Here is a 25,941-nt window from a genome sequence, read left to right on the forward strand (position 1 = left end):
CATGGCAATAGGCGGACAGGCCAAAACCCAGGGCTGTTGAAGATCCCCTCTCCCGCCTATGCCTCCGGGCGCTTGTCCTCCTCCGCCTCGTCGGCTTCGGAGGCCTGCGGATCGACGTGGATGCTCTCGGCCTTGCGTGCCAGCCATTGGAAGGCGCCCAGCCCGACCACCAACAGCGTGACCACGCCCAGCAGCATCACCGGATAGACGATGCCGGAAATCTCGGTGGTGCGCGCCTCGAACACCAGGACCAGCCCCTCCAGGCTGGCGGCGATGATGATGGTGGTCAGGAATTTGGTCAGGGTGCGGCGGGCCTCGTCGGCGCGGCGCAGCTCGCGTTCGCGGACGATCTCCTCCTCGTAAAGGTATTTGGCGATCTCGAAGACGGCGATGGCCAGCACGATCATTCCCACCCCCTCCAGCATGGCCGAGGTCAGGGCGGCACTGTCCAGCGCAACCATCCCTTCGAACACCGTCAGGGCGGACAGGCCGATGAACAGCAGGGAGAACAGGCTGAGCGTCACCGCCGCCAGCAGATACATCCCGCGCGCCGCCGACTGGAACATTGCCCTACCCTCCTCCGAAGCTGGTCCTTGGCAGCAACAACGCATGAGGCGGCCGGTCCGCCCGGACGGCACCGCCGGATCCATCGACGCTGCCGGGGAACCTCTTTAGAGTGGCGCCGACCTGCCGCCTCCCAACCGGTTTTCACCTTCATGACGCTGCCGCCGGACCCCACCAATTCACAGACCGCCGCCCACACCGGGGTGGTGGCGAGCGCCGCCTATTGCGAGGGCCGGCGCATCGCCGACGTGCCCATCGCCGAGGCGGGCGCCTGGGCCGCGAAAGAAGGCCACTTTGTCTGGATCGGATTGTGGGAGCCGGACGAGGCGCTGCTGATGGAGGTGAAGCAGCAGTTCGGCCTGCATGAACTGGCGGTGGAGGACGCGCTGCACGCCCACCAGCGGCCGAAGGTGGACGTCTATGGCGACAGCCTGTTCATGGTCCTGCGCACCGCCCGGCTGGAAAAGGGCGGGCTGGTGCTGGGTGAGACCCATGTCTTCGCCGGCCGCGGCTATGTCGTCACCGTGCGGCACGGCGCCTCGACCAGCTATTCGCCGGTGCGGGCGCGGGCGGAAAGCGCGCCGCATCTGCTGAAGCATGGCGAGGACTTCATCGTCTACACCATCATGGACTATGTGGTGGACTGTTACTTCCCCGTGCTGGACCAGATGGCCGCCACGGTGGACGAGCTGGATGCCCTGCTGATCGCCCGCCCGCCCAGCATGGCGGAGATCGAGCGCATCCACCAGTTGCGCCGCGACCTGGAGCGGCTGCGCCGCAATGCCTCGCCGCTGCTGGAGGTCTGTTCGCGGCTGGAGCGCTTCGATTTGCCGATGATCGATCCGGCGATCCGCCCCTATTACCGCGACGTGCAGGACCATGTGATCCGCGTCAACGAGCAGATCGGCTCGCTGCGCGAGGTGCTGTCCTTCGCCTTCGAAACCAGTATGATCCTGGCGTCCGCGCGGCAGAACGACGTGACGCGCAAGCTGGCCGCCTGGGCCGCCATCCTCGCCGTGCCGACGGCCGTCGCCGGCCTGTACGGCATGAACTTCGAGCATATGCCGGAGCTTCACTGGCGCTACGGCTACCCGGCGGTGCTGGCGGTGATCATCGCGGTCTGCGCCGTGCTCTATGTCCGCTTCCGGCGGATGGGATGGCTGTGACGGACGAGATTTTGGGTCGGGGTTTTCGGGTGGGGATTTGGTGACGGACATGACCGACGCGACGAACACGCTGCACGCCCTGTTGGACGCCTATCTGCGCTGCCCGGTGGACTCGGTGCGCACGGAGCTGGAACAGGCGCTCCGCAGCTATCAGACCGACTGGATCCGCGCCCGCGCCGGGGCCGACGCCCCGCCGCAGGCGAAGGCGAAGGCAGAGGAGGCCCCGGCGCCCGTCAAAAAGGCGATCGTGCCGAAGCCGCGCTTCCCCATCGCGTCGGCCGATCTGGAGGTTCTGAAGCGGCTGGCCGACGGCTGGCCCGGCACCACCGCCGACGTGGCGCGCTGGGCCTGGTTCGAGAACCGCGAACTGGTGGCGCTGGACCCGAACCCGGCCGGCGAGGGGCCGGAGGTGCTGCGCCTCACCCCGCTCGGCTGGGCCGCCATCGGGCGGATGCCGGAGGACTGAGGGGAAGGGCTGGGGTGGGTTCTGCTGAGAGACGCCTGACGTTCAGGCCGCTTCGCATCAGGTCTCATCACGAGCGTCTCTCGACCGTCATTCCCGAAGGCGGGAATCCAGACGTTTCAGCCACTCAGCCGCGGAGTTTCCTGGATCCCCGCCTTCGCGGGGATGACGGCTGAGAAAAGCCCTGGAAACTCACAAGATCTCAATTCACCTGCGGCAGCGCAAAGATCTGGCCGGGATAGATCAGGTCCGGATTGCGGATCTGCTCGCGGTTGGCGGTGTAGATGGTGGTGTAGAGCATGCCATCGCCATAGGTGCGGCGGGCAAGCCGCCACAGGCTGTTGCCGGGCTGGACGACGACGTTGCGGCCGTCGGTGGCCGCAGCCGGCATGGCGGAGACCTGCACCGGCAACTCGGCCCGCGCCACCACCTTGCCGCCCTGGGTGACCTGATCGGCGCGCAGGGTGTAGACGCCGGGATCGATCAGCTTTTCCGGGGTCAGGCGCCAGTTGCCCTTCGGGTCGGTGTGGGCGCTGCCGACGAGGATGTTGTCGAGATAGAGCTGAACCGCGCTGTTGGGCGCCGCCCGTCCGCCCAGCGCCACCCGGCCGGCGGGATCGTAGTCCATCGTCCCCACCGACACGCCGCCCGGCGGGGCCGGCGCGCCGTTGTCCGGCACCGGCGGGGCCTGCAGCACCGAACTGCCGCCCATGGTCGGCGGCGCGCCGGCCAGCCCGTCGCGCGGCACCGCCACGGCGACCGGAGCAGTCGGAGTTGTGGCCGGCGATCCGGCGGCGGGCTTCGGCGCAGGGTCGGGCACCATCACCACCACCACCTTGTCGGCGGGGACCGGGGCTTCGGCGCCGGGGCGGGTCTCGGTCAGGTTGAGTTCGCGGGTTCCCGGCGCCAGCGGCTTGTCGGGCAGCATCACCCACTCGCCGCGCTGGTCGGCCTTCGCCGATGCGACCGGAGTGCCGCCGTCGGTGACCGTCACCTCCGAGCCGGGTGCGGCGCGGCCGGCAATCACCGTCGCGCCGTCGGGCGCCACCCGCACCACGTCGAAGCTGGGAGCCGCCGGCTTCGCCGGTTCCGGCGCCTGGGCCGTTTTGGTCGGGGCGGTCTGGGTCGAGTCGGTCTTGGCCGGGGCGGCAGTCTGCGCCGGTGCCATGGAGGCCGCTGCCGTGGGCGCCGGGGCCGACGCCGGTTTCGCCGTCTCCTCCGCCGGCTTGGCCCCCGGCCAAAGGGCGACCGCCGCCGCTCCCCCCATCAGAGCCACGCCCAAAGCTGCGAACAACGCGTTTCGTTTCACCTGAGCACCCATCCGGCGGCCCGCCACAATGGCAGGATGACTGACTATAGCAGAAGGACAGGTCGCAAAAGAATGGCGCCGTTGGAGCGGAGCCATCCGCCAAACGGGCCCGATTGCCCCATAGGATCACGAATCCGCAGCGAATCGGCGCCTGTTGCCGCGAAGACTCACTCCTTGAGCGGAACGGTCTTCAGATAGGCGGCGATGGCGGCGCGGTCGTCGGCCGTCAGCTTGGAGGTGGTGTTGCGCACGACCTCGCCCATGGCGCCGCCGGCGACGTCGCCATCGGGGGTCAGGCCGGTCTCGAGGAACAGCGTCAGGTCGCCGTCCGACCAGCCGCCGATCCCGCCCTTGCCCTTGGCTCCGGTGATGCCCGGCACCTTGTCGCCGTCCGGCCCGTCCGGATTGCCGGCCAGATAGCGGTCGGAGTCGAGCCCGCCCAGCAGGGTGCGCGGGCTGTGGCATTCGGCGCAGTGGCCCAGCGCATCGACCAGATAGCGCCCGCGGTTCCAGGCCGCCGGCTTGGCCGGATCGTCGGGCACCGGGCCGGGGGTCAGGTACAGCCACTGCCAGACCGGCAGCAGGAAGCGCCAGGAGAAGGGCGGCGTCAGGTCGTGCGGCTTGTTCGGGGCCGCCACCGCCGGGCGGCTGAACAGATAGGCCTTCAGGTCCAGCAGGTCGCGGTCGGTCATCCGCGTGTAGCTGGCATAGGGGAAGGCCGGAAACAGATGGGCGCCGTCCGGCCCCACGCCCTCGCGCAGCGCGCGGATGAAGTCGGCGTCGCTCCAGCGGCCGATGCCGTGCACGGGATCCGGCGTGATGTTGGGGGTGTGGAAGGTGCCGAAGGGCGTCGCCAGCGCCCGGCCGCCGGCCAGCGGCTGGCCACCACCTTTCTCGTCGGTGTGGCAGCCGAGGCAGCCGGCGGCGTTGAAGATGTAGGCGCCCCTCCGGACGGCATCGCTTACGGCGTCATCCGCCGGGGCTTCGCCGGCGGCACGCGCAACGCCGCCCGCGACGGCGAGCGGCAGCAGCACGGACGCGGCGGTCAGGAGGCGCCGCACCGGTCAGTTCTTCTTGACGCGGAAGTCCTCGTGGCAGCTCCCGCAGGTCTTGGAGGTGGCGCCGAGCGCCTGGGCGATCTGCGCGCGGTCGCCGCTCTTCAGCGCAGCGTTCAGCTTCTCGGCCGCCGGCTGCACCGCGCTCCAATCGCGCTGCGCCTCGTCCCAGTTCTTCCACAGCTCCGGCTTGGCGGCGCTGTCGGCCACGCCGACGGCGGTGCCTTCGGGGAAGATCTTCTTCGGGTCCATCTTGGACACCGCCAGCACGGCTTCCGCCCCCTTGGCCGCGTCCTCGGCGGTGGCGCCCTCGTTCTTCACGAACTTGGCGACCGCGCCCATGCCGCCGCCCATCTTCTTCATGGTCTGCTGCCGGTCCTTCACCTGCTCCGCCGGATCGGCGGCGCCGGCGCTCTGTGCCGACATGCCGAACAGCGCGAACATCAGACCGGCGACGGATGCCGCCGCAAGGACATTGACGACCCGGTTGCTCATGTGGTCCCTCCCGATGATGCCGTGGTTCTAACGGTGCCTGTGCCGCTGTTGACGCGCCGCCCTCGCCCGATATTCCATGGCATTCGCCAGATTTTTTACGGCCCCGACCCCGATGGGTGACGGTGGCGAGAAAGGTTGACCCGCGATGAAGAGCCTGTCGTCCGTCTGCGTCTATTGCGGTGCGTCCAGCCGCGTCGCCGATGTTCACAAGGAAGCCGCCCATGCGCTGGGCGACGGGCTGGCCCGCCGCGGCATCCGCATGGTCTATGGCGGCGGCCGGGTCGGGCTGATGGGCATCGCCGCCGACGCCGCCATCGCCGCCGGCGGCGAGGTGGTCGGCATCATTCCGGAACACATCCAGTCGGCCGAGGTAGAGCACACCGGCCTGACCGAACTGCATGTCGTCGACAGCATGCACACCCGCAAGCGCATGATGGTGGAGCGGTCGGACGCCTTCGTCATCCTGCCGGGCGGGCTGGGCACGCTGGACGAGGCCTTCGAGATCCTGACCTGGAAGCAGCTGCAGCTGCACGACAAGCCGATCGTCATCGCCGACGTCGACGGCTACTGGCGCCCGCTGCTCGGGCTGATCGACCACATGGTCGCCCAGGGCTTCGCCCGCATCGACCGCTCCGCCCTCTACCGCGTCGCCGACCAGATCGACGGCGTGTTCCAGGCGCTGGGCGCCATGCCCGACGCGGCGCATCCGGACCAGCCCAGGAAGATGTAGGGCTTAAGCTTCAAAGCCCAGCCGCCGTTATCCCCAGACTTCCCAGCCTGTGGATAACTTCTGTGCACAGCTTTTGTGGAGGGTCCCCCGCCCTTCGCCGAGCGTTCGCGTTCTGTTTCTGCTATTGTGTCCTCCATGAGCAACCAGACCTCATCGCTGTTCGATCCCCGCCCGTCCTCCGCGGTCAAGCCGACGGCGGAATACCGCACGCCCCCCAACAACGAGGAGGCGGAGCAGGCGCTGCTGGGCGCGATCCTGGTCAACAACAAGGCCTATGAGAAGGTCGGCGAGTTCCTGCGGCCGGAGCATTTCTACGACCCGGCCCACCAGCGCATCTTCGCCGCCATCACCAAGATGATCGACCGCGGCCAGATCGCGAACCCGGTCACGCTGAAGGCCCTGTTCGACAACGACCCCGAACTGGCGGTGGAAGGCGGCAGCGCCTATCTGGCCGAGCTGGCCGCGAACGTGGTGACGGTGGTCAATGCCGGCGATTACGGCAAGACCATCCACGACCTGTTCATCCGCCGGCAGCTGATCGAGGTCGGCACCGACATGGTGAACGAGGCGTACCGCCACGACCTCGACATCACCGCGCTGGACCAGATCGGCGAGGCGGAAAAGCAGCTGTTCGACCTCGCCTCCACCGGCGACGTGCAGGGCGGCTTCGTGGCGTTCGGCGAGTCGGTCAAGCATGCCATCGCCACCGCCGAGGTGGCCTTCCGCCGCTCCAGCCACGTCACCGGCGTCACCACCGGCCTGATCGACATCGACCGCAAGCTGGGCGGCCTGCACCCGTCGGACCTGATCATCCTCGCCGGGCGCCCGTCGATGGGCAAGACGGCGCTGGCCACCAACATCGCCTTCAACGCCGCCAAGGCGCACATGCGCTCCAGCGGGCAGGAAGGCGGCGTGGTCGGCTTCTTCTCTCTCGAAATGTCGGCGGAACAGCTCGCCACCCGTATCCTCGCCGACGAGGTGCAGGTGCCCGGCGACAAGATCCGCCGCGGCGAGATCCGCGACACCGACTTCCCCAAGTTCGTCCAGGCCAGCCAGGACCTCGCCCGCTGCCCCTTCTATGTCGACGACACGCCGGCCCTGTCGGTCGCCGCGGTGCGCACGCGCTGCCGCCGGCTGAAGCGGACCTCGGGCCTCAGCATGGTGGTGGTCGACTATCTCCAGCTGCTGCGCGGCTCGTCGTCGCGCGGGTCGGAGAACCGGGTGCAGGAAATCTCGGAGATCACCCGCGGCCTGAAGGCCATCGCCAAGGAGCTGGACGTGCCGGTGGTGGCGCTGTCGCAGCTGAGCCGCGCGGTGGAGCTGCGCGAGGACAAGCGTCCGCAGCTGGCCGACCTTCGCGAGTCGGGCTCGATCGAGCAGGACGCCGACGTCGTGATGTTCGTCTTCCGCGAACAGTATTATCTTGAGCGCGCCGAGCCCTCGCGCCGGCCCGACGAGAGCGACGACAAGTTCAACGACCGTTACCAGCGCTGGCAGCAGCGCCTGGGCGAGGTGCACAACACCGCCGAGGTGATCATCGCCAAGCAGCGTCATGGTCCGATCGGCACCGTCCGCCTCTACTTCGACGGCCAGTTCACCAAGTTCGGCGATCTCGACCAGCACCACCAGAGCGACGAGTGACCAGAGTGACGAGCGACCTGAACCCGCGCGCCGGCGCCATCCTGACCGTGGATCTCGGCACCGTCGTCGCCAACTGGACCCAGCTGCGCGACCGCGTGGCGCCGGCGGACTGCGCCGCCGTGGTCAAGGCCGACGCCTATGGGCTGGGGGTGGCGCGCGTCGTCCCGGCGCTGGCCGCCGCCGGCTGCCGGACCTTCGTCGTCGCCCAGTTCGAGGAGGCGCTGGCCGTCCGCCGCGCGCTGGAACCGGTGGCGCCGGAGGCTCAAGTCTTCTCCCTGGGTGGGCTGCCGGCGGGGTGCGAGGGGGAGTTCATCGCCAACCGCATCCTGCCGGTGCTGAACCATCTGGGCGAGATCGCGGCGTGGCGGGCCTTCGCCCAGTCGCGCGGGGAGGTTCTGCCGGCGGTGATCCACATCGACACCGGCATGAACCGGCTGGGGCTCGGCCCCGACGAGCTGGACGCGCTTGCCGGCCATCCGGAGTGGCTGGAGGGGATCGAGGTCCGCTATTGGATGACCCACCTCGCCTGCGCCGACGAGTTCGACAGCCCGATGACCGGGGAGCAGCGCGACCGCTTCCGCGCGGCGCTGGCCCGGCTGCCGAAGGCGAAGGCCAGCTTCGCCAACTCGTCCGGCATCTTCCACGGCAAGGACCATCATTTCGACCTCGCCCGGCCGGGCTGCGCGCTCTACGGCGTCAACCCGACGCCACATCTGCCGAATCCGATGCTGGGCACGGTGCGGCTGGATGCCAAGCTGCTGCAGGTGCGCAACTGCACGGTGCCGATGACCGTCGGCTATGGCGCCGCCCACAAGGTCACCGGCCCGGCGCGGATCGCCACCATCGGCGTCGGCTATGCCGACGGCTACATGCGCTCGCTCGGCGGCAAGGGGCATGTCTTCGTCGACGGCGTCGCCGCCCCCATCGTCGGCCGTATTTCCATGGACCTGATCACCATCGACGTCACCGGCCTGCCGGAGTCGGTGGTCCATGCCGGCCGGCTGGTCGAACTGATCGGGCCGAACCGGCCGGTCGACACGGTGGCGGCGGAGGGCGGGACCATCGGCTACGAGATCCTGACCTCTCTCGGCCGGCGCTATCACCGGGTTTATGTGGGCGGGGAGTAGACGAGCGGTGGATTCTTGGCGGAGCGCAGCTTTGTCTGGCAAGATTTACACGGATGTCACGGATTAGAACACGGATTACACGGATTTTTATTTTGCTTGGCGATGGGAATGCTCCGCACGACAGGGCATGACTGCACCAAGGGATATCCGTGAAATCCGTGTTCTAATCCGCGACATCCGTGTCATCGTTGCCCGACACAGCCGAACGCTCTCCCGGCAGCAACAGCCCATCGCCCCTCCCCTGCAAAGTCCAAGGATGACCTAGGCGCTCATCGGTGCTATGACCGCATCGCCCAAACGAGTCTCTAACCAAGGATGCGGGCCGACTGATGGGTTTCCTCGCCGCTACCGGCCGGGCCTTCCTGATCTTCCTGGAAGCGACCGGACGCCTTGCCCTGTTCACCGGATCCGCTCTGTCGCACTGCGTGCGTCCGCCGCTCTATCCGCGGCAGATCCTGCGGCAGATGATCGACATCGGCTATTACTCGCTGCCGGTGGTAGGGCTGACGGCGCTGTTCACCGGCATGGTGCTGGCCCTGCAGAGCTACAGCGGCTTCTCCCGCTTCCAGGCGGAGGGCGCCATCGCCACCGTGGTGGTGCTGTCGATCACCCGGGAGCTTGGCCCCGTGCTGGCCGGCCTGATGGTCGCGGGGCGCATCGGCGCCGCCATGGCGGCGGAGATCGGCACCATGCGGGTGACCGAGCAGATCGACGCGCTGTCCACCCTCTCGACCAACCCGCACAAGTATCTGGTGGCGCCGCGGCTGATCGCCGGCCTGACCATGGTGCCGCTGCTGGTGATCGTCGCCGACATTATCGGCGTGTTCGGCGGCTTCCTGGTCGGCGTCTACCGGCTGGACTTCAACGCCGCCAGCTACATCAACCGCACCTGGGAGTTCCTGGAACCTTTGGACGTGATCTCCGGTCTGGTGAAGGCGGCGATCTTCGGCTTCCTGATCGCGCTGATGGGCTGCTACCACGGTTACCACTCCAAGGGCGGCGCCCAGGGCGTGGGTGCGGCGACCACCAATGCGGTGGTGTCGGCCTCCATCATGATCCTGGTGTGGAACTACCTGATCACCGGCCTCTTCTTCTCGACCAAGTGAGCGCCACCCTATGACCGCTTCGCCCATGACCACCGTCCCCAAGATCGCGCTCAAGGGCGTTTATAAGCATTTCGGCCCGAAGAAGGTGCTGAACGGCATCGATCTGGAGGTGGCGAAGGGCGAGTCGCTGGTCGTCATCGGCGGGTCGGGCACCGGCAAGTCGGTGATGCTGAAGAGCATTCTCGGCCTGCTGACGCCGGATTCCGGCTCGATCAAGGTCGATGGCGAAGAGACAACCCGGCTGCGCTCGCGCGAGCGGGAAAAGCTGCTGCACAAGTTCGGCATGCTGTTCCAGGGCGCCGCCCTGTTCGACAGCCTGCCGGTCTGGGAAAACGTCGCCTTCGGCCTGATCCAGGGCGAGCATATGCCGCGTGCCCAGGCCAAGGAGATCGCCATCGCCAAGCTGGGCGCCGTCGGCCTCACCCCCGACGTGGCGGAACTGTCGCCGGCGGAGCTGTCGGGCGGCATGCAGAAGCGCGTCGGCCTTGCCCGCGCCATCGCCGACGAGCCGGAGATCATCTTCTTCGACGAGCCGACGACCGGCCTCGACCCGATCATGGCCGACGTCATCAACGAGCTGATCGTGCAGTGCGTGAAGGATCTGGGCGCCACCGCGGTCACCATCACCCACGACATGGCGTCCGCCCGCAAGATCGCCGACCGCGTCGCCATGATCTATCAGGGCCGCATCATCTGGACCGGCCACGCCCGCGACATCGACAATTCGGGCAACGCCTATGTCGACCAGTTCGTCCATGGCCGGGCGGACGGGCCGATCAAGATGCAGATCAAGGCGCTCTGACCGGAACATCGCCGGGAGTCGCGAGTTGTCGGATGGGGGTCCTGCGTGACGCCCGGTCCGTTCAGCCCGTTCCCGGAGACGGCTCCAGTGAGTTTGCAGTCCGCGGCGTCCCAGACCTTCGACATCGACGAGGCGTTCCGCCGCCTGCGGATCGCCGTCGCCCCCTACCCCAAGGCGGCGATGTTCGAACTGCGCGACCGCGGCCATGCCTCCCCCTTCGAGCAGTTGGTCGCCAGCCTGATCTCCGCCCGGACGCGGGACGAGACGACGCTGGCGGTCGCCGAGCGGCTGTTCGCGGTGGCCGACACCCCCGCCGCCATGGCCGCCCTGCCGGAGGAGCGGCTGGTCGAACTGCTGCACGGCGCCACCTTCCCCGAGCCGAAGGCGCGCGACATCCACGAGCTGTCCCGCCGCATCGCCGATGAGCATGGCGGCGAAGTGCCCGACACGCCGGACGGGCTGATGCGCTTCCGCGGGGTAGGGCCGAAGATCGCGGCGCTGACGCTGGCGGTCGGCTTCGACATCCCGGCGCTGGCGGTCGACATCCATGTCCACCGCGTCACCAACCGCTGGGGCTATGTGCAGGCGCGGACGCCGGAGAAGACGATGACGGCGCTGCTGGCGGTGCTGCCGAAGCGCTATTGGGTGGAGATCAACGAGCGGCTGGTGCCCTTCGGCAAATGGGTCTGCACCGGCGAACGGCCGCGCTGCTCCACCTGCCCGCTGCTGTCGATGTGCGCGCGGGTGGGGGTGACCGACTCACGCTGACGGTCCGATTGATGCAGATCCTGGCGGGGCGCCGGAGGCTTGGCTAGAAGACGGCCGGGTTTCCGCTTTCCGAGGCTCTTGCGATGATCGTTTACGCCCTGCACTGCGCCTGTGGCCATGATTTCGACCAGTGGTTCGACAATATGGCCGATTACGACGCCAAGAAGGCCGCCGGCATCCCCTGCCCGTCCTGCGGCGGCACCGAAGTCGCCAAGGCCATCATGGCCCCGCGCGTCGGCAAGTCGCAGCCGGCGCCCGCTCCCGCCTGCGCGCCGGGCGGCTGCGGCGGGGGCGGCTGTCCGATGATGATGTGAGGGGTCGGGGCGTACATTGCCCCCTCCCTCCCCCGCTTTGCGGGAGAGGGTGAATTTGCGATGCGGCGGCAGTCCCCTCTCCCGCGATCGGACCGGCCTTCGGCCGGCCGAGGGAGGGTTGGGGAGGGGGCGAAGCTCAGCGCCGCCTTGCTTCCGCCGTCAGCCGCGGACCGGGCGTCAGCTCCTCCCGGCGGCGCGGGCCGCCGAAGCTCGGCTCGATGCGGGTGTCGCGTGGGCGGTCACCTCCACCTCCTGAACCGCCGGCCGGCGCGCGGCTGAGGGGATCGACGCCCCGGCCGCTGCGCCACCATGCGAAGCCGAGGCCGCCCAAGGTCGCGGCGAGCAGCCCGGCGACACCGGCACGCGCGGCGTTGGACTGCCAGACGGAGGGGGCCGCGCCGACCGCGACCGGTTCCTCCACCGGGGCCGGCTTGCCGTCGGGGGTGGTCGCCGAGACCGCACCGCGCGGTGCCGCCTGTGGGACCGGCCCCTCGGACGCGCTGGCCGATGGGTTGGCCGATGGGCGCGGCGCGCTTTGGGGAGTCGGGACGGAAGGCGCGGCAGCGGACGCGGGGGCGCTCGCCGACGGGCGGGCGGCCGGAGCGGCGGCGGGCACGCTGTGGCTGGCCGAAGAAGACGAAGAGGAGGACGACACCGGGGCGCCGCCGAACTGGGCCATGCCGCCGATGCTCTCGTTGCCCGACTCGACCCGGCCGGTCGGGGCGGCGCGCGGCGTCACCTCCTTCTCGTGGCGGGTCTGGCCGACCTGGCTCTTGGACAGGCTGCCCATGGTCGGCGAGGCCTTCTTCTCGCGCTCGCTCATCATCCTGTCGATGGTGGCCTTGTCGAGGTTGCCGGTGGCGGGCAGGCCGACCGACTTCTGATAGGCGCTGAGGGCGGAGCGGGTTTCCGGGGTCATCTGGCCCTTGGCCCGGCCGCCGATGTTGAAGCCCTTTTCCTTCAGGATGGTCTGCGCCCACTGGATGTCGGCGACCGACGCCTCCGCCCTTGCCGGAGCGGGCGTTCCCACGGTCAGAGCCGACACCACCACCGCGACAGCCGCCAGCGCGGCGCCACCATGGACCCGCCGCGAAATCCCAGACATTGCCTCTCCCTCCGTCCGTGACGCCAGACCGACTTCAGAGCCACGACACTCCCCCCGCGAATCGGGGAGTCAGGATCGTGTTACCAGATTGCGTCGCTTTTCCGGCGGCGATTTTGGTGCGTCTGCGTTGTCCGCCGCGCAGCGTTGCCGAAAAGGCGCGTTCCCGGAAATGGTGTGCGAAAATGGATCGGAAAGCCCCGGCCGTGGTAGCGTCAAATCGGGGACGAAAAAGGAGCGAGACGCACGCCATGACCGGGACCGACACCGCACGCCCGCGGCTCCTGCCGGCCTTGCCGGGGCTGGCCTGCCTGTTCGCGGCCCTGTCCGCCATGGCCCTGCTGTCCGGCTGCAGCAGCCCGCCTGCCTACCGTGAGTGGACCGCCAGCCCGGACGTGCCGACCGTCGCCTATGACGAATGCACCGAGCAGGTGGACACCACCATGCGCCTGCGCGGCTATCCCCAGCGCCCGCTGCCGGAAACGCCGCAGTACGGCTATCGCAAGGAGATGTTCGCGCTGTGCATGCGCCGGAAGGGCTACATGGCGGAGTGACGCCCTGCCGCCCGGCCGCTACTTGCCGCCGGCGAAATGCAGGTAGGCCAGGGCGCCGGCCAGCGTGCCGATCAGGATCACCGTCACATAGATGCGCAGCGGCAAGGCGACCGGCTCGGCGGACTTGCGCTTGCCCTTCGGCTTGCCCGCCGTCGAGGGGGCAGGCTTCGGCGCCGGGCGGATGCGGCCACCCTTGGTGGGGCCGCACTTGGTCGGACCCTTGGAAGGGTCGTACAGCTCGATCAGCGTCCAGTTGAACTCCATCCCCTCATAGGCGGAGTCGGCGTTGTAATCGAGCTGGATCAGCCGGAAATAGGCCCGCGGGTTGATGCCGACCATCTGGTCGAAGCGCGCCTTGGCGTGGGCCAGTTCCTCCCCGACCTCCAGCGTCTTCCACCCCTTGCCACGCGCCTTCTGGATGGCGAATCGGGTCGGCTGGGGCGGGCGGGGGGACGGCATGGCCGCAGTCTACCGCCGCCCTCAGGCCAACGGAACGGCGTTGTTGCGGATGACCGACGCATACCAGTCGTAGCTGGCCTTGGGGGTGCGGGCCATCGTCTTGCGGTCGACCTGGACCAGACCGAAATGGCGGCGGTAGCCCTCCGACCATTCGAAATTGTCCAGCAGCGTCCAGGCCATATAGCCCTTGAGGTTGCAGCCCTCGTCGATCGACTTGCCGGCGGCCAGCAGATGGTCGCGCAGATAGACGATGCGGTCGCGATCCTCGACACGGCCGCTCGGGCCGATGCTGTCGGGGTAGTCGGCGCCGTTCTCCGTCACATAGACCGGCGGGTTGCCGTAGTTTTCCTGCAGTTCGGCCAGGATCTCGCTCAGCCCGTCCGGCTCCACCGGCCAGTCCATGCCGGTCTTGCGCGTGCCCTCCGGCGCCGAGCCGTAGCCGGTGCCGAACAGCCCCTGCGGATCGGGCTGCTGGTGCATGCGGCTGTAGTAGTTGACGCCGAGGAATTCGACCGGCTGGTTGATGCGCGCCAGATCGTCGGGCCGGGCGATGCGGGCGAACTCCGCCTCCAGCAGGTCGGGGAAGCGGCCCTTGAACAGCGGGTCGAGGCAGGAGCGGTTCCACACGGCATCCCACATCAGCGACGCCGGGTAGTTCGAGTCGAGCCCGCCGACCGGCCAGGACGGCTGCAGCGACAGCACGGTGCCGAGCTGCCAATTCCTGCCGCCCGCCTTGCGCAGGGCCGCCAGCGCGGTGCCCTGGGCGAGATTCTGGTGGTGGATCGCCTTCAGGCAATTCTCGCGGCCGGTCAGGCCGGGCGCATGGCCGCCGGTGCCGTGGCCGAAGATGGCGACCACCGACGGCTCGTTCAGCATCACCCAGTGCTTGGCGCGGTCGCCGAGGCGGGCGGTCACCGCCAGCGCATAGTCGGTGAACCAGCCGGCGATGTCGCGGTTGGTCCAGCCGCCGCGGTCCTGCAGGGCCTGCGGCAGGTCCCAGTGGAACAGGCAAGGCCAGGGCTGGATGCCCTTCGCCAGCAGCGTGTCGGTCAGCCGGTCGTAGAAGTCCAGCCCCTTGGCATTCACCGCGCCGGTGCCCTGCGGCATCACCCGCGGCCAGGCGATGGAGAAGCGGTAGGCCTTCATCCCGGCCCGCGCCATCAGGTCCACATCCTCGGCATAGCGGTGGTAATGGTCGCAGGCCACGTCGCCGGTGTCGCCGTTGGCGATCCGCCCGTAGGAATGGCTGTAGGTGTCCCAGACGCTGGGGCCGCGCCCATCCTCGGCGACGGCGCCTTCGATCTGGTAGCTGGAGGTGGAGACGCCCCAGAGGAAATCGTTGGGGAAGGACATCGAGGGCGCGGCGGTTCCGGGAGCCGCCTGCACGGACTTGCGGCTCAGCGCCGCGAAGGCGCCGGTGCCGGCCGCGGCGACCGCGGTCGCCTTCAGGGCCGTCTTCAGGAAAGTCCGCCGCCGCATCGCCTGCATCTCCACTCTTCCGCAGATTTCGACGCCGCACTCTATGCGGTCCGGCGGAGTTGGCAACCGGGGGATTACCCGGAACGCCGATTCCACTGGACGCGTCGCCATAGGCGCGGGCCGGATGCTGGGATATAGTGAGCCCATGCAGACTCTTTTCCCCATCCTGATGGTCATGGCGATGCTGGCGGTGGTCGGCTCGCTGTTCGTCGGCCTCTTCTTCATGGCCCGCGGCGGCCGGGGCGACCCACGCCGCTCCAACAGGGCGATGCGGCTGCGCGTGATGCTGCAGGGTGCGGCGTTGGTGCTGTTCGTCCTCGCCATCCTGACCCAAGGCTGACGGTTCCCCATGGTGAAGCTGACCAAGATCTACACGCGCGGCGGCGACGCCGGCGAAACCTCGCTGGGCGACGGCAGCCGGGTGCCGAAGCATGACCGCCGCGTCGCCGCCTATGGCACGGTGGACGAGGCGAACGCCGTCATCGGCATGGCGCGCCTGCACACCACCGGCCTGACCGACGCCGACGCCATGCTGGGCCGCATCCAGAACGACCTGTTCGACCTGGGCGCCGACCTCTGCACGCCGGAGGAGGAGGAGCCGAAATACCCGCCGTTGCGCATCGTCCAGGCGCAGGTCGACCGGCTGGAGGCGGAGATCGACGCGATGAACGCCGAACTGGCGCCGCTGACCTCCTTCATCCTGCCCGGCGGCTCTCCGGCGGCGGCGCATCTGCATCTGGCGCGTACCGTCGTGCGCCGCGCCGAACGGCTGATGACCGATCTGGCGCGGCACGAGCCGGTGACGCCGGCGGCGTTGAAATACGTCAACCGGCTGTCCGACCATCTGTTCGTGCTGAGCCGGGTGGTGAACCGCAACGGGGCGGACGACGTGCTGTGGGTGCCCGGCGCCAACCGCTGAGCCGTTCCGGCGCCCACCTCCGGGCCGCGACAATCGGGCCAGCACACAACGCCGTCCGCGCATCGGGCGCGTCATTGACAGTGGTAATGCCAGATCCTATGGTCCGTTCGCAACCACAGCAATTTTCGCGGTGTTCGCCGTAACAGGCGCGCGCTCAGCAGCCAGGGTGAGTTATGAAAGTCCTCGTCCCCGTTAAGCGAGTGGTCGACTACAACGTGAAGATCCGCGTCAAGGCGGATGGCAGCGGCGTCGAGACCGCCAACGTGAAGATGAGCATGAACCCCTTCGACGAGATCGCCGTCGAAGAGGCGGTGCGTCTGAAGGAGGCCGGCACGGCGACTGAGATCGTCGTGGTCTCCGTCGGCCCGACCCAGGCCCAGGAGACCCTGCGCACCGCTCTCGCCATGGGTGCCGACCGCGCCATCCTGGTGCAGACCGACGTGACGACCGAACCGCTGGCCGTCGCCAAGGTGCTGAAGGCTCTGGTGGAGAAGGAGGCCCCCGGCCTCGTCATCCTCGGCAAGCAGGCCATCGACGACGACTGCAACCAGACCGGCCAGATGCTGGCCGCGCTGCTGGGCTGGGGCCAGGGCACCTTCGCCTCCAAGGTCGTCGCTGCTGACGGCAAGGTCGCGGTGACGCGCGAGATCGACGGCGGTCTGGAGACGGTCGAGCTGAAGCTGCCGGCGGTGGTGACGGCTGATTTGCGCCTGAACGAGCCGCGCTATGCCTCGCTGCCCAACATCATGAAGGCGAAGAAGAAGCCGCTGGAGACCGTCGCCCCGGATGCGCTGGGCGTCGATGTCGCCCCGCGCCTGAAGACGCTGAAGGTCACCGAGCCGCCGAAGCGTCAGGCCGGCATCAAGGTGCCGGACGTCGCCACGCTGGTCGACAAGCTCAAGAACGATGCGCGCGTGATCTGAGGGGGATGAACTGACCATGGCCAACATTCTCGTCATCGCGGAACACGACGGCGCCTCGCTGAAGCCCGCCACGCTGAACGCCGTCACCGCCGCTTCCAAGGTCGGTGGCGACATCCATGTCCTGGTCGCCGGCAAGGGGGCGCAGGCCGCCGCCGAGGCCGCCTCCAAGGTCGCCGGCGTCGCCAAGGTGCTGCTGGCCGACGATGCCGCCTACGAGCACCAGCTGCCGGAAGACGTCGCCCCGCTGGTGGTATCCATCGCCAAGAACGGCTACGGCCATGTCCTGGCCGGCGCCACCTCGGTCGGCAAGAACCTTCTGCCGCGCGTCGCCGCCTTGCTGGACGTCGCCGCCATCTCCGACATCACCGCCGTGGTGTCGGCCGACACCTTCGAGCGGCCGATCTACGCCGGCAACGCAATCGCCACCGTGCAGTCGGCCGACCCGGTGAAGGTCGTCACCGTCCGCACCACCGCCTTCGAGACCGCAGCATCCGAAGGCGGTTCGGCCTCGGTCGAGGCGGTGTCGGGCGCCGGTGCGGCCGGCCTGTCGAGCTTCGTCTCGGCCGAGCTGACCAAGTCGGAGCGTCCGGAGCTGACCGCCGCCCGCGTGGTGGTGTCGGGTGGCCGCGGCATGCAGTCGGGCGACAATTTCCCGATGCTGGAGGCCCTGGCCGACAAGCTGGGCGCCGCGGTGGGTGCCTCGCGCGCCGCCGTGGACGCGGGTTTCGTGCCGAACGATTATCAGGTCGGGCAAACCGGCAAGATCGTGGCGCCGGAGCTGTACATCGCCGTCGGCATCTCGGGTGCGATCCAGCACTTGGCCGGCATGAAGGACAGCAAGGTCATCGTCGCGATCAACAAGGATGAGGAAGCGCCCATCTTCCAGGTCGCCGATTACGGCCTCGTCGCGGACCTGTTCAAGGCCGTGCCGGAGCTGACGGAAAAGCTTGGATAAGGCGCGCTGATCCGGACCGCCGCAACGGGCGCCGGCCGAAACCGGCGCCTGACGCGGCGGGCCACTTTACCCACATCCTGCGCGGGACAGCCCCCATGACCACGATCAAGAAGATTGGCATCATCGGCGCCGGCCAGATGGGCAGCGGTATTGCCCAGGTCTGCGCCCAGGCCGGCTATGATGTCGTCCTGTCCGACATCAGCGACGCGGTCCTGGAAAAGGCGCTCGCCAACATTGGCCGCAACTACGACCGGCAGATCCAGAAGGGCAAGCTGGAGGAGCAGGCGAAGACCGCCGCGCTGGGCCGGATCACCACCGGCACCGACCTGTCGGTGTTCGGCGAGTCCGATCTGGTGATCGAAGCCGCGACCGAGAACGAGGCGCTGAAGCGCGACCTGCTGAAGAAGCTGGTCCCGCACCTGAAGCCGGAGGCGCTGATCGCGACGAACACCTCGTCGATCTCGATCACCCGTCTGGCGGCGGCGACCGACCGTCCGGCCAAGTTCATGGGCATGCACTTCATGAACCCGGTGCCGGTGATGCAGCTGGTCGAGCTGATCCGCGGCATCGCCACCGACGAGCCGACCTTCAACGCCATCAAGGAACTGACGCTCGCCATCGGCAAGACCGCCGCGGTGGCCGAGGATTTCCCGGCCTTCATCGTCAACCGCATCCTGCTGCCGATGATCAACGAAGCGGTCTACACCCTGTATGAGGGCGTCGGCGGCGTCGAGGCCATCGACACCGCGCTGAAGCTGGGCGCCAACCACCCGATGGGTCCGCTGGAACTGGCCGACTTCATCGGCCTGGACACCTGTCTGGCGGTGATGCAGGTGCTGTACGAAGGGTTGGCCGACAGCAAGTACCGCCCCTGCCCGCTGCTGGTGAAGTATGTCGAGGCCGGCTGGATCGGCAAGAAGTACGGCCGCGGCTTCTACGACTATTCGCAGACGCCGCCGGTGCCGACGCGCTGAGGATCGTTCGCTTGGAAGGCCCGCCCCGGGGAACCGGGGCGGGCTTTTTTGTTGGGGATGGGTTGGCTTCGATCGCCCCAACAGCACTTGCCCCCACCCCAACCCTCCCCCGCTGGGCGGGGGAGGGAGCAAGTGCTGATGCGGGAGGGCGGCGGCAGTCCCTCCCCCGCCCAGCGGGGGAGGTTAGGTGGGGGCATTCGAAGCCGATGCCCCCTCACTTCGGCAGCGCATAGGCGATCACCGAATCGCCGCCCTTGGTGCCGAGCGAACCGTGGCCGCCGGCCACCACCAGCACATATTGCCGGCCGTCCTCGCCCTGGTAGGTCATCGGCGTGGCCTGACCGCCGGCCGGAAGGCGGCTTTCCCACAGCTGCTTGCCGTTGGAGACGTCGTAGGCCCGCACGTAGTAGTCGATGGTGCCGGACAGGAAGGCCACGCCGCCCGCGGTCATGATCGGGCCGCCCAGGTTGGGCACGCCCATGCGGAAGGGCAGCGGGATCGGCGAGGCGTCGCGGGTGGTGCCGTTCTTGTGCTTCCAGACGATCTTGCCGGTCGTCAGGTCGGCTCCGGCGACATAGCCCCAGGGCGGCGCCTGACAGGGCAGGCCCAGGACCGAGACGAAGGGGGCGAGCTTCACCGCATAGGGCGCGCCGAAATTCTCGTTCAGCGCCGGCAGGCTGAATTGCGGCCGCTCGCCACCCTGGACATACAAATCCTTGTCGTTCTGGCGCGGCACCAGCTGCGAGACGAAGGCGAGATAGGCCGGCGTGGTGAAGGCGATCTGGCGCTTGGGATCGACCGCGACGCTGCCCCAGTTGAAGACGCCGAAATTGCCGGGATAGACCAGCGAGCCCTGCAAGGAAGGCGGGGTGAAGCGGCCGTCATAGCGCAGGCGCTTCAGCGCGATGCGGCAGGCCAGCTGGTCGAACATCGTCGCCCCCCACATGTCCGCCCCGGTCAGCGGCGGCGGGTCGTAGGACAGGGCCGAGACCGGCTGGGTCGGGGCGGTGTGGTCGCCCTCGGCGGCACCCTGCGGCGCCGGCTTCTCGGTCACCGGCAGGATCGGCTGGCCGGTGCGGCGGTCCAGCACGAACAGCTCGCCCTGCTTGGTCGGCTGCACCAGGGCCGGAACGGTCTGGCCATTGACGGTCAGGTCGATCAGGCTTGGCTGCGACGGCACGTCATAGTCCCACAGATCGTGATGCACGGTCTGGAAGACCCAGCGGACCTGCCCCGTCGCCAGATCGAGCGCCACGACGGAGGAGGAGAAGCGCTCCACCTCCGGGCTGCGGTTGCCGCCGAACTGGTCGGGCGGCTGGTTGCCCAGCGGCACATAGACCATGCCCAGCGCCTCGTCCACGCTGGAGATCGACCAGCTGTTGGGCGAGTTGACGGTGTAGGTCTGGCCGTCGGGGATCGGCGCGGTCTGGTCCGGCTTGGCCGAATCCCAGTTCCACACCAGATGGCCATCGTTGACGTCGAAGGCGCGGATGACGCCCGACTGCTCCTTGGTCGACACATTGTCCAGCACCGTGCCGCCGACGATGACGAGGTTGGCGGTCACGACCGGCGGGGAGGTCGAATAATAGGCGCCGGGCCGGACATTCGGCATGTTGGCCCACAGGTTGATCTGCCCGTCCTGGCCGAAACCGGAGCAGATCGAGCCGTCCTCCGGGTTCAGCGCGACCAGACGGCCATCGGCGGTCGGCATGAACAGCTTCGACGCGCAGGTGCCGGCGCCGGCCGGCGTGGTGCCGGTGGCGGGGGCGGCCGGGTTCGGCGGCGTCGGGACCGTAGGGGCGATGCCGGGAACGTCGGTGCTGGGCGCATCGGTGGTGGCCGGCGCCGTCTGCGGCGTCGCCGGACCGGGCGAGGCTGCGACCGACCGCGAGGCCGCATGGTAGGACAGGCCGCGGCAGGTCAGGTGCTGCAGGGCGAGATTGCGCGGGTTGATCTCCAGATCGCGCCGCCAGATCTCCTTGCCCGTGGTCGCGTCCAGCGCGATGACGAGCTGGTGCGGGGAGCACAGGAACAGGCGGTTGCCGATCTTCAGCGGTGTCACCTCGAAGGTGGTCTCCTTGGGATCGCCGGGCCGGCCGCGCAGGTCGCCGGTGTGATAGGTCCAGGCGACATCGAGCCTGTCGGCGTTCTCAGGCGTGATGCCGGTCAGCGGCGAATAGCGCTGGCCGTAGCCGGTGCGGCCATAAGCCTGCCACTCCCCGTCCGGGATGTCCGGGCCGGAGCCGGTGCCCGGAGTGCCCGCCCCATTGTCCGCCGCTGCCGTCTGCTGCCGCGGCGGAAACGTACCGTCGATGCTGTGCGGGTCGGTGAACCAGGAGACGACGGCGACCAGCAGCACGATCACCAGCGAGGCGGTCAGGGCGAGGCCGGTGCCGCGGAAGGCGCCGACGGGATAGGCGCCCGGCGCCCGTTCGCCTGCCACCGGTTCGCGCTCGCCAAGGCGGCGGGTGATCCAGGGCAGAATCAGCAGGAAGCCGACCACCGCGATCACGTCGCCGCGCGCCGACAGCCGCCACCAGTCCAGCCTGGATTCCCATAGCGCCCAGATCAGCGTGCCGATCACCAGCAGCGCGTAGATCGACAGCGCCGCCGGCGACCGCTTCACCAGAAGCACGGCGGTGGCCAGGAACAGCACGCCTGCGATGGCATAGTACCAGGAGCCGCCCAGCAGGATCAGCCACAGTCCGCCGCCCAGCGAGCCGAGCCCCAGTATTGCCAGAAGAATGACCATCGCCCAGAGGGCGACGCTTCGTTTGGAATGTGTCATGGCACGTCCTCAGCCAAAGCCCGTTTCCAACCCAACTGACGGACGGGGACTTGGTTGCGGCATTACTGCGGAAGTAGCCGCCATGCACCATGCGACCCTGTCTTCCGGCAACGCTTCGGAACGGGCAGGGAACGGGCCGGGCACGCCGATTGTTGAACGGCCAACGATCCCTAAACCACGAGACGGAGGCCGCCATGCACCGCCACCCCTGGAGCGAGGAATTTGCGAAGATGAGGCCGGAGGCGCGCTATCGCGGAGTCGGCCCGCGCAACTACCGCCGCTCCGACGAGCGCATCCTGGAGGACATCAACGAACGGCTGACCGACGATCACCACATCGACGCATCGGACATCGGCGTGAAGGTGGAGGGCGGCGAAGTGACGCTGTCCGGCACCGTGGAGGACCGCGCCGCCCGCCGCCGGGCGGAGGACATCGCCGAAAGCGTGTCGGGCGTCGGCCATGTGCAGAACGACCTGCGCGTCGCCGGCCGCAATGCGCCGGGCCAGGCCACCACGGTCGGGATGGGCGAGCGGGTGGAACCGGCGGCCCCGCAGGGCGAGGGCAGCGTGACCGGCCCCGGCGCCCCGGCGCGGGACGCGATGGTGGCGGCGCTCGACAACAATTCCATGGTGCTGGGCAAGCAACCGCTGCCGGAGGACGACACGATGCGGCGCGGCGACGCCATGGCCGGCAACGAGGGGCGCAACCGGCGCTGATCCGGGGCTCCTGCACCGGAAGCGCTGCTGCCCTGCGCGGAGGGCCGTGGGACCGGAGGGGGTGCTTAACCGTTGGTTAACCGGCGGGGACCATTGTCCCGCGGCCGAATAGAGTATCCCCTCTCAAGCCTTCTGGAACAGAGCAGCTGCCATCATGGGCACCAAGACCATCAAGCTTTCCGACAAGACCGGTTACCGCGACGTCGAACTGGACCAACTGCCGCGCAATGTCCGCGCCGCGGTGACCGACCTGTCGACCAAGAACCCGGTCGCCGACATCATCGTCGACCAGTCCGGCATGCTGTACCGCATCCACCTGTCGGCCCCGGCCAACATGTATGTGGACGTGCTGTCAGTCGCCTGAGGCGACGCCACGGCTTTCATGGTCGGAAAGGGCGGCTTGCAGCTATTGCAGCCGCCCTTCGTCGTTCCGGCCCTCCAGCCTTGCCAGCGCGCGGTTCAGCAGACGGGGCGGCAGCATCGCCACGGTGCCCTCCCGCACCGCCCGCACATCCTCCAGGTCGAGCCCGGTGGCGACGGCCAGCTGGCGGTCGTCCAGGCCGCGGTCTTCGGCCAGGATCATGATCCATCCCGCCAGCGTGCGGGCCTGGGCCAGTTCGGTGCGGTCGTTGAACCACAGGCCACCACCTTGTCGACCAATCGGGCGGCCAATCGGCGTTGCGTTTTCGAAAGGCATGTCGGGATCGAACGACGTCATGGACGCACCTCCCCTCAGCGGTTTCTTTCGCACTCGCAGCAAGAATGCAGTCTTTTCCGGCGTTTTTGTCCCGCTTCATTTATGAAGTCTGCAATCGGTCTTCCAGAGGGTGGTAGGTAATATTCGGCACCCCCAACGATCTTTCCCCTATCTTTTTGCGCTGCGGCATGATCGGAAGGCGCCGGACGGTCCCCTTTCCGGGATTCTTTGAAACTGTCTTCACCGGCCGGGGGCTAGGGCGGAGCGGTGGCTTCGGCGTATAACCGGGGGCATCGTCCTGTTTCCCCCCGCGCAGTCCGGACCCGCCGATGCCCGAATCCCCGCTCTCTGGACCGGCCCTTCTCGACCGCATCGACGCGCTGGCGGCGATCAGCGCGGAGGATGGCCGGCTGTCGCGCCTCTACCTGACGCCGGAACACCGCCGCGCCAACGACCTCGTCGCCGGCTGGATGCGCGAGGCGGGGATGAGCGTGCGCGAGGATGCGGTCGGCAACATCATCGGCCGCTACGAAGGCGAACAGCCGGGTCTGCCGGCCCTGCTGATCGGCTCCCACCTCGACACCGTACGCGATGCCGGGCGCTATGACGGCATGCTGGGTGTGCTGAGCGGCATCGCCGTGGTCGCCGGCCTGAACGCCCGCCGCCGGCGCCTGCCCTTCGCCGTCGAGGTGATCGGCTTCGGGGACGAAGAGGGGACGCGGTTCCAATCGACCCTGATCGGCAGCCGCGCCATCGCCGGCACCTTCGACCCGGCGGTGCTGGAGACGCGCGATGCCGCCGGCACGCGGCTGGCCGACGCGATGACCGCCTTCGGGCTTCAACCCGCAGCCTGGGCGAGCGCCGCCTATGAGCCGCATGCCGTGCTGGCCTATGTGGAGCTGCACATCGAGCAGGGGCCGGTGCTGGAGGCGTTGGGCCGGCCGGTCGGCGTGGTCACCGCCATCGCCGGCGCCACCCGGCTGGCGGTGACGGTGGAGGGGATGGCCGGCCATGCCGGCACCGTGCCGATGACCCTGCGCCGCGACGCGTTGGCCGCAGCCGCCGAGATGATCCTGGCGGTGGAGCAGCTGTGCTCCGGACAGGAGCGGCTGGTCGGCACCGTCGGCCGGATCGAGGCGTCGCCCGGCGCCACCAACGTCATCCCCGGCAAGGTCCGCTTCACCATCGACCTGCGCGCCGACCGCGATCCCCTGCGGCTGGAGCGGGTCGGCGCCGTCCGCGCCCGGCTGGAGGCCATCGCCGACGCCCGCGGCGTCGCCATCGGCTTCGAGACGCTGCATGAAAGCCCGGCCGTCGCCTGTCACCCGGCGCTGATGGCGCAGTTCGCCGCCGCGGCAGCCGCCGAAGGGCTGGATGCGCCGGAACTGCCGAGCGGCGCCGGCCACGACGCCATGGCGGTTGCGGCGCTGACCGACATCGCCATGCTGTTCGTGCGCTGCGAACGCGGCATCTCGCACAACCCGGCCGAACGCATCACCGCCGCCGACGCCGAGGCCGGCGCCCGCGTGCTCGCCCGCTTCGTCGACCATTTCCAGCCCGCAAAACTCCTGACGGACCACCTGCCATGACCGACCTGTCCCCCTCCCTCGCCGCCAAGCTGGATGAGGCGGTGAACGCCCGCTTCGACGAGGAGGTCCGTTTCCTGGCGGAGCTGGTGAAGGTGCCGTCCGACAATCCGCCCGGCGACTGTGCCCCCCACGCCATCCGCGCCGCGGAGCTGCTGGAGGCGATGGGCTTCACGGTGGAGCGCCACCCGGTGCCGGCCGAGCTGGTGCGGGCCAACGGCATGATCAGCGCCATCAATCTGGTGATCCGCCACCGCTTCGGCGATGGCCCCACCGTGGCGCTGAACGCCCACGGCGACGTGGTGCCGCCCGGCGAGGGCTGGTCGAGCGATCCTTATGGCGCGGAGATCCGCGACGGCGTGATGTATGGCCGCGGCGTGGCGGTGTCGAAGTCGGACTTCGCCACCTACGCCTTCGCCCTGCAGGCGCTGATGGCGAGCGGAGCCCCGCTGCAGGGCACCGTCGAGCTGCATTTGACCTATGACGAGGAGGCCGGCGGCGAGATCGGGCCGAAATGGCTGCTCGACCAGGGGATTTCCAAGCCGGACTATGCGGTCTCGGCCAGCTTCGCCTATTCGGTGGTGACCGGGCACAATGGCTGCCTGCATCTGGAGGTGCAGGTCGACGGCAAGTCCGCCCACGCCGCCCGCCCCGACACCGGCCATGACGCGCTGGAGGCGGCGACCGGCATCCTGGCGGCGCTCTACGCCCACCGGCCGGAACTGGCGACGCGCCGGTCCAATGTCGCCGGCATCACCCACCCGTCGCTGACCGTCGGGCTGATCCAGGGCGGCATCAACACCAACGTGGTGCCCGACCGCGTCACCTTCCGTCTCGACCGCCGCATGATCCCGGAGGAGAACCCGGCGGAGGTGGAGGCCGAACTGCGCAGCCTGATCGAGCGCGCCGCGACGGGCCGCGAGTGCATCCGCGTCACCATCCGCCGCATCCTGCTGGCCCGCCCCTTCCGCTCGGTCGGCGACGCGCCGCGTCTGGCGGCGCTGTTCGTGGCCCAGGCGCAGGAGGTGCTGGGCGTGCCGGTCGGCCAGAACGGCATCCCGCTCTACACCGACGCCCGCCACTATTCGGAAGCCGGCATCCCCACCATTCTCTACGGCGCCGGCCCGCGCGACCTGCTGGAGGCCAACGGCCACCGCGCCGACGAGAAGCTGGTGCTGGAAGACCTGCGCCGGGCGACCCAGGTGGTGGCGCGGTCGCTGGCGGAATTGCTGGGGTGAATGGAAGGTTT

At 68.8% G+C, this 25,941-nt stretch carries 28 protein-coding genes; 19 read left to right on the plus strand and 9 right to left on the minus strand.

Annotation, left to right across the window (positions count from 1 at the left end):
• Positions 1-56: 56 nt before the first annotated feature.
• Complete coding sequence (locus B9N97_RS26570; RefSeq protein ID WP_085090851.1) at positions 57-566, minus strand: hypothetical protein; 510 nt, start codon at positions 564-566, stop codon at positions 57-59.
• 150 nt (positions 567-716) lie between these two features.
• Between B9N97_RS26570 and corA the strand changes: the two genes are divergently transcribed.
• Positions 717-1,730 carry a magnesium/cobalt transporter CorA gene (gene corA / locus B9N97_RS26575; RefSeq protein WP_085090852.1) on the plus strand — a complete coding sequence of 338 codons (1,014 nt, stop codon included), beginning with the start codon at positions 717-719 and terminating at the stop codon, positions 1,728-1,730.
• A 49-nt stretch (positions 1,731-1,779) separates the two neighbouring features.
• Positions 1,780-2,196, plus strand: coding sequence for a hypothetical protein (locus B9N97_RS26580; protein WP_085091173.1), 417 nt, complete (start codon positions 1,780-1,782; stop codon positions 2,194-2,196).
• Between the two features lie 199 nt (positions 2,197-2,395).
• Here the strand turns inward: B9N97_RS26580 and B9N97_RS26585 are convergent, their stop codons facing one another.
• From B9N97_RS26585 to B9N97_RS26595, 3 genes are all read right to left on the minus strand, one after another.
• On the minus strand, positions 2,396-3,502 hold the full coding sequence (locus tag B9N97_RS26585; protein WP_244560942.1) for a LysM peptidoglycan-binding domain-containing protein: 1,107 nt from the start codon (positions 3,500-3,502) through the stop codon (positions 2,396-2,398).
• A 167-nt stretch (positions 3,503-3,669) separates the two neighbouring features.
• Positions 3,670-4,563 carry a c-type cytochrome gene (locus B9N97_RS26590; RefSeq protein ID WP_085090854.1) on the minus strand — a complete coding sequence of 298 codons (894 nt, stop codon included), beginning with the start codon at positions 4,561-4,563 and terminating at the stop codon, positions 3,670-3,672.
• A gap of 3 nt (positions 4,564-4,566) precedes the next feature.
• Entirely contained in the window at positions 4,567-5,052 is a 486-nt protein-coding gene (locus B9N97_RS26595) for a c-type cytochrome (protein ID WP_085090855.1), read from the minus strand.
• 145 nt (positions 5,053-5,197) lie between these two features.
• Here B9N97_RS26595 and B9N97_RS26600 point away from each other — a divergent pair, with 145 nt between their 5' ends.
• The 7 genes from B9N97_RS26600 (at position 5,198) to B9N97_RS26630 (ending at position 11,540) form a co-directional block, all read left to right on the plus strand.
• The gene (locus B9N97_RS26600; RefSeq protein ID WP_085090856.1) at positions 5,198-5,782 is read left to right on the plus strand and encodes an LOG family protein; all 585 of its coding nucleotides are present in this window, start codon (positions 5,198-5,200) and stop codon (positions 5,780-5,782) included.
• Positions 5,783-5,917: 135 nt separating this feature from the next.
• On the plus strand, positions 5,918-7,423 hold the full coding sequence (locus B9N97_RS26605; RefSeq protein ID WP_085090857.1) for a replicative DNA helicase: 1,506 nt from the start codon (positions 5,918-5,920) through the stop codon (positions 7,421-7,423).
• A 5-nt stretch (positions 7,424-7,428) separates the two neighbouring features.
• Positions 7,429-8,550, plus strand: coding sequence for an alanine racemase (gene alr, locus B9N97_RS26610; protein WP_085090858.1), 1,122 nt, complete (start codon positions 7,429-7,431; stop codon positions 8,548-8,550).
• A gap of 329 nt (positions 8,551-8,879) precedes the next feature.
• A complete protein-coding gene (locus B9N97_RS26615) occupies positions 8,880-9,656 on the plus strand; it encodes an MlaE family ABC transporter permease (RefSeq protein ID WP_085090859.1) in 777 nt (258 codons plus the stop codon).
• 25 nt (positions 9,657-9,681) lie between these two features.
• Positions 9,682-10,458, plus strand: a complete 777-nt coding sequence (locus B9N97_RS26620) for an ABC transporter ATP-binding protein (protein WP_085091174.1) — start codon at positions 9,682-9,684, stop codon at positions 10,456-10,458.
• An 87-nt stretch (positions 10,459-10,545) separates the two neighbouring features.
• Positions 10,546-11,226 carry an endonuclease III domain-containing protein gene (locus B9N97_RS26625; RefSeq protein WP_244560943.1) on the plus strand — a complete coding sequence of 227 codons (681 nt, stop codon included), beginning with the start codon at positions 10,546-10,548 and terminating at the stop codon, positions 11,224-11,226.
• Between the two features lie 83 nt (positions 11,227-11,309).
• Positions 11,310-11,540 (plus strand): DUF1178 family protein, encoded by a 231-nt coding sequence (locus tag B9N97_RS26630; RefSeq protein WP_063635920.1) that lies wholly within the window; start codon positions 11,310-11,312, stop codon positions 11,538-11,540.
• A 136-nt stretch (positions 11,541-11,676) separates the two neighbouring features.
• Here B9N97_RS26630 and B9N97_RS26635 read toward each other — a convergent pair whose 3' ends face one another.
• Positions 11,677-12,645 carry a peptidoglycan-binding domain-containing protein gene (locus B9N97_RS26635; RefSeq protein ID WP_085090860.1) on the minus strand — a complete coding sequence of 323 codons (969 nt, stop codon included), beginning with the start codon at positions 12,643-12,645 and terminating at the stop codon, positions 11,677-11,679.
• Between the two features lie 248 nt (positions 12,646-12,893).
• Between B9N97_RS26635 and B9N97_RS26640 the strand changes: the two genes are divergently transcribed.
• Entirely contained in the window at positions 12,894-13,196 is a 303-nt protein-coding gene (locus tag B9N97_RS26640; protein WP_085090861.1) for a hypothetical protein, read from the plus strand.
• A gap of 18 nt (positions 13,197-13,214) precedes the next feature.
• Here the strand turns inward: B9N97_RS26640 and B9N97_RS26645 are convergent, their stop codons facing one another.
• Together B9N97_RS26645 and B9N97_RS26650 are read right to left on the minus strand one after the other, a co-directional pair.
• Positions 13,215-13,655, minus strand: coding sequence for a hypothetical protein (locus B9N97_RS26645; protein ID WP_085090862.1), 441 nt, complete (start codon positions 13,653-13,655; stop codon positions 13,215-13,217).
• Between the two features lie 21 nt (positions 13,656-13,676).
• Positions 13,677-15,134, minus strand: a complete 1,458-nt coding sequence (locus B9N97_RS26650) for a GH1 family beta-glucosidase (protein ID WP_085091176.1) — start codon at positions 15,132-15,134, stop codon at positions 13,677-13,679.
• Between the two features lie 145 nt (positions 15,135-15,279).
• On the opposite strand from B9N97_RS26650, the gene B9N97_RS26655 reads away from it, so the two are divergent.
• The 5 genes from B9N97_RS26655 (at position 15,280) to B9N97_RS26675 (ending at position 18,905) form a co-directional block, all read left to right on the plus strand.
• A complete protein-coding gene (locus B9N97_RS26655; protein WP_085090863.1) occupies positions 15,280-15,474 on the plus strand; it encodes a twin transmembrane helix small protein in 195 nt (64 codons plus the stop codon).
• Positions 15,475-15,483: 9 nt separating this feature from the next.
• Complete coding sequence (locus tag B9N97_RS26660; RefSeq protein ID WP_085090864.1) at positions 15,484-16,053, plus strand: cob(I)yrinic acid a,c-diamide adenosyltransferase; 570 nt, start codon at positions 15,484-15,486, stop codon at positions 16,051-16,053.
• A 173-nt stretch (positions 16,054-16,226) separates the two neighbouring features.
• Positions 16,227-16,976: an electron transfer flavoprotein subunit beta/FixA family protein gene (locus B9N97_RS26665; protein ID WP_085090865.1), complete on the plus strand. Its 750-nt coding sequence runs from the start codon at positions 16,227-16,229 to the stop codon at positions 16,974-16,976.
• A gap of 16 nt (positions 16,977-16,992) precedes the next feature.
• Complete coding sequence (locus tag B9N97_RS26670; protein ID WP_085090866.1) at positions 16,993-17,931, plus strand: electron transfer flavoprotein subunit alpha/FixB family protein; 939 nt, start codon at positions 16,993-16,995, stop codon at positions 17,929-17,931.
• A gap of 95 nt (positions 17,932-18,026) precedes the next feature.
• Positions 18,027-18,905, plus strand: a complete 879-nt coding sequence (locus B9N97_RS26675; RefSeq protein ID WP_085090867.1) for a 3-hydroxybutyryl-CoA dehydrogenase — start codon at positions 18,027-18,029, stop codon at positions 18,903-18,905.
• 214 nt (positions 18,906-19,119) lie between these two features.
• On the opposite strand, the gene B9N97_RS26685 is transcribed toward B9N97_RS26675, so the two are convergent.
• The gene (locus tag B9N97_RS26685; protein WP_085090869.1) at positions 19,120-21,693 is read right to left on the minus strand and encodes a glucose/quinate/shikimate family membrane-bound PQQ-dependent dehydrogenase; all 2,574 of its coding nucleotides are present in this window, start codon (positions 21,691-21,693) and stop codon (positions 19,120-19,122) included.
• A 194-nt stretch (positions 21,694-21,887) separates the two neighbouring features.
• Here B9N97_RS26685 and B9N97_RS26690 point away from each other — a divergent pair, with 194 nt between their 5' ends.
• Together B9N97_RS26690 and B9N97_RS26695 are read left to right on the plus strand one after the other, a co-directional pair.
• The gene (locus B9N97_RS26690) at positions 21,888-22,409 is read left to right on the plus strand and encodes a BON domain-containing protein (protein ID WP_085090870.1); all 522 of its coding nucleotides are present in this window, start codon (positions 21,888-21,890) and stop codon (positions 22,407-22,409) included.
• Positions 22,410-22,563: 154 nt separating this feature from the next.
• Entirely contained in the window at positions 22,564-22,773 is a 210-nt protein-coding gene (locus tag B9N97_RS26695) for a hypothetical protein (RefSeq protein ID WP_085090871.1), read from the plus strand.
• A gap of 42 nt (positions 22,774-22,815) precedes the next feature.
• On the opposite strand, the gene B9N97_RS26700 is transcribed toward B9N97_RS26695, so the two are convergent.
• The gene (locus B9N97_RS26700) at positions 22,816-23,127 is read right to left on the minus strand and encodes a hypothetical protein (RefSeq protein ID WP_085090872.1); all 312 of its coding nucleotides are present in this window, start codon (positions 23,125-23,127) and stop codon (positions 22,816-22,818) included.
• 308 nt (positions 23,128-23,435) lie between these two features.
• Here B9N97_RS26700 and B9N97_RS26705 point away from each other — a divergent pair, with 308 nt between their 5' ends.
• Positions 23,436-24,695, plus strand: coding sequence for an allantoate amidohydrolase (locus B9N97_RS26705; RefSeq protein WP_085090873.1), 1,260 nt, complete (start codon positions 23,436-23,438; stop codon positions 24,693-24,695).
• On the plus strand, positions 24,692-25,930 hold the full coding sequence (locus B9N97_RS26710) for a M20/M25/M40 family metallo-hydrolase (protein WP_085090874.1): 1,239 nt from the start codon (positions 24,692-24,694) through the stop codon (positions 25,928-25,930). Before B9N97_RS26705 ends, B9N97_RS26710 begins: the two co-directional genes overlap by 4 nt.
• The last annotated feature ends 11 nt before the right edge of the window (positions 25,931-25,941 follow it).

This window comes from Azospirillum oryzae (assembly GCF_900177515.1).
Taxonomy (GTDB): domain Bacteria; phylum Pseudomonadota; class Alphaproteobacteria; order Azospirillales; family Azospirillaceae; genus Azospirillum; species Azospirillum oryzae_A.

Bases quoted from the DNA above. Each gene is read 5' to 3' on its own strand.
- B9N97_RS26570 (WP_085090851.1), bottom strand. From the start codon at position 566: ATGTTCCAGTCGGCGGCGCGCGGGATGTATCTGCTGGCGGCGGTGACG.
- corA (WP_085090852.1), top strand. From the start codon at position 717: ATGACGCTGCCGCCGGACCCCACCAATTCACAGACCGCCGCCCACACC.
- B9N97_RS26580 (WP_085091173.1), top strand. From the start codon at position 1,780: ATGACCGACGCGACGAACACGCTGCACGCCCTGTTGGACGCCTATCTG.
- B9N97_RS26595 (WP_085090855.1), bottom strand. From the start codon at position 5,052: ATGAGCAACCGGGTCGTCAATGTCCTTGCGGCGGCATCCGTCGCCGGT.
- B9N97_RS26600 (WP_085090856.1), top strand. From the start codon at position 5,198: ATGAAGAGCCTGTCGTCCGTCTGCGTCTATTGCGGTGCGTCCAGCCGC.
- B9N97_RS26605 (WP_085090857.1), top strand. From the start codon at position 5,918: ATGAGCAACCAGACCTCATCGCTGTTCGATCCCCGCCCGTCCTCCGCG.
- B9N97_RS26615 (WP_085090859.1), top strand. From the start codon at position 8,880: ATGGGTTTCCTCGCCGCTACCGGCCGGGCCTTCCTGATCTTCCTGGAA.
- B9N97_RS26620 (WP_085091174.1), top strand. From the start codon at position 9,682: ATGACCACCGTCCCCAAGATCGCGCTCAAGGGCGTTTATAAGCATTTC.
- B9N97_RS26630 (WP_063635920.1), top strand. From the start codon at position 11,310: ATGATCGTTTACGCCCTGCACTGCGCCTGTGGCCATGATTTCGACCAG.
- B9N97_RS26635 (WP_085090860.1), bottom strand. From the start codon at position 12,645: ATGTCTGGGATTTCGCGGCGGGTCCATGGTGGCGCCGCGCTGGCGGCT.
- B9N97_RS26640 (WP_085090861.1), top strand. From the start codon at position 12,894: ATGACCGGGACCGACACCGCACGCCCGCGGCTCCTGCCGGCCTTGCCG.
- B9N97_RS26645 (WP_085090862.1), bottom strand. From the start codon at position 13,655: ATGCCGTCCCCCCGCCCGCCCCAGCCGACCCGATTCGCCATCCAGAAG.
- B9N97_RS26650 (WP_085091176.1), bottom strand. From the start codon at position 15,134: ATGCGGCGGCGGACTTTCCTGAAGACGGCCCTGAAGGCGACCGCGGTC.
- B9N97_RS26655 (WP_085090863.1), top strand. From the start codon at position 15,280: ATGCAGACTCTTTTCCCCATCCTGATGGTCATGGCGATGCTGGCGGTG.
- B9N97_RS26660 (WP_085090864.1), top strand. From the start codon at position 15,484: ATGGTGAAGCTGACCAAGATCTACACGCGCGGCGGCGACGCCGGCGAA.
- B9N97_RS26665 (WP_085090865.1), top strand. From the start codon at position 16,227: ATGAAAGTCCTCGTCCCCGTTAAGCGAGTGGTCGACTACAACGTGAAG.
- B9N97_RS26670 (WP_085090866.1), top strand. From the start codon at position 16,993: ATGGCCAACATTCTCGTCATCGCGGAACACGACGGCGCCTCGCTGAAG.
- B9N97_RS26675 (WP_085090867.1), top strand. From the start codon at position 18,027: ATGACCACGATCAAGAAGATTGGCATCATCGGCGCCGGCCAGATGGGC.
- B9N97_RS26685 (WP_085090869.1), bottom strand. From the start codon at position 21,693: ATGACACATTCCAAACGAAGCGTCGCCCTCTGGGCGATGGTCATTCTT.
- B9N97_RS26690 (WP_085090870.1), top strand. From the start codon at position 21,888: ATGCACCGCCACCCCTGGAGCGAGGAATTTGCGAAGATGAGGCCGGAG.
- B9N97_RS26695 (WP_085090871.1), top strand. From the start codon at position 22,564: ATGGGCACCAAGACCATCAAGCTTTCCGACAAGACCGGTTACCGCGAC.
- B9N97_RS26700 (WP_085090872.1), bottom strand. From the start codon at position 23,127: ATGACGTCGTTCGATCCCGACATGCCTTTCGAAAACGCAACGCCGATT.
- B9N97_RS26705 (WP_085090873.1), top strand. From the start codon at position 23,436: ATGCCCGAATCCCCGCTCTCTGGACCGGCCCTTCTCGACCGCATCGAC.
- B9N97_RS26710 (WP_085090874.1), top strand. From the start codon at position 24,692: ATGACCGACCTGTCCCCCTCCCTCGCCGCCAAGCTGGATGAGGCGGTG.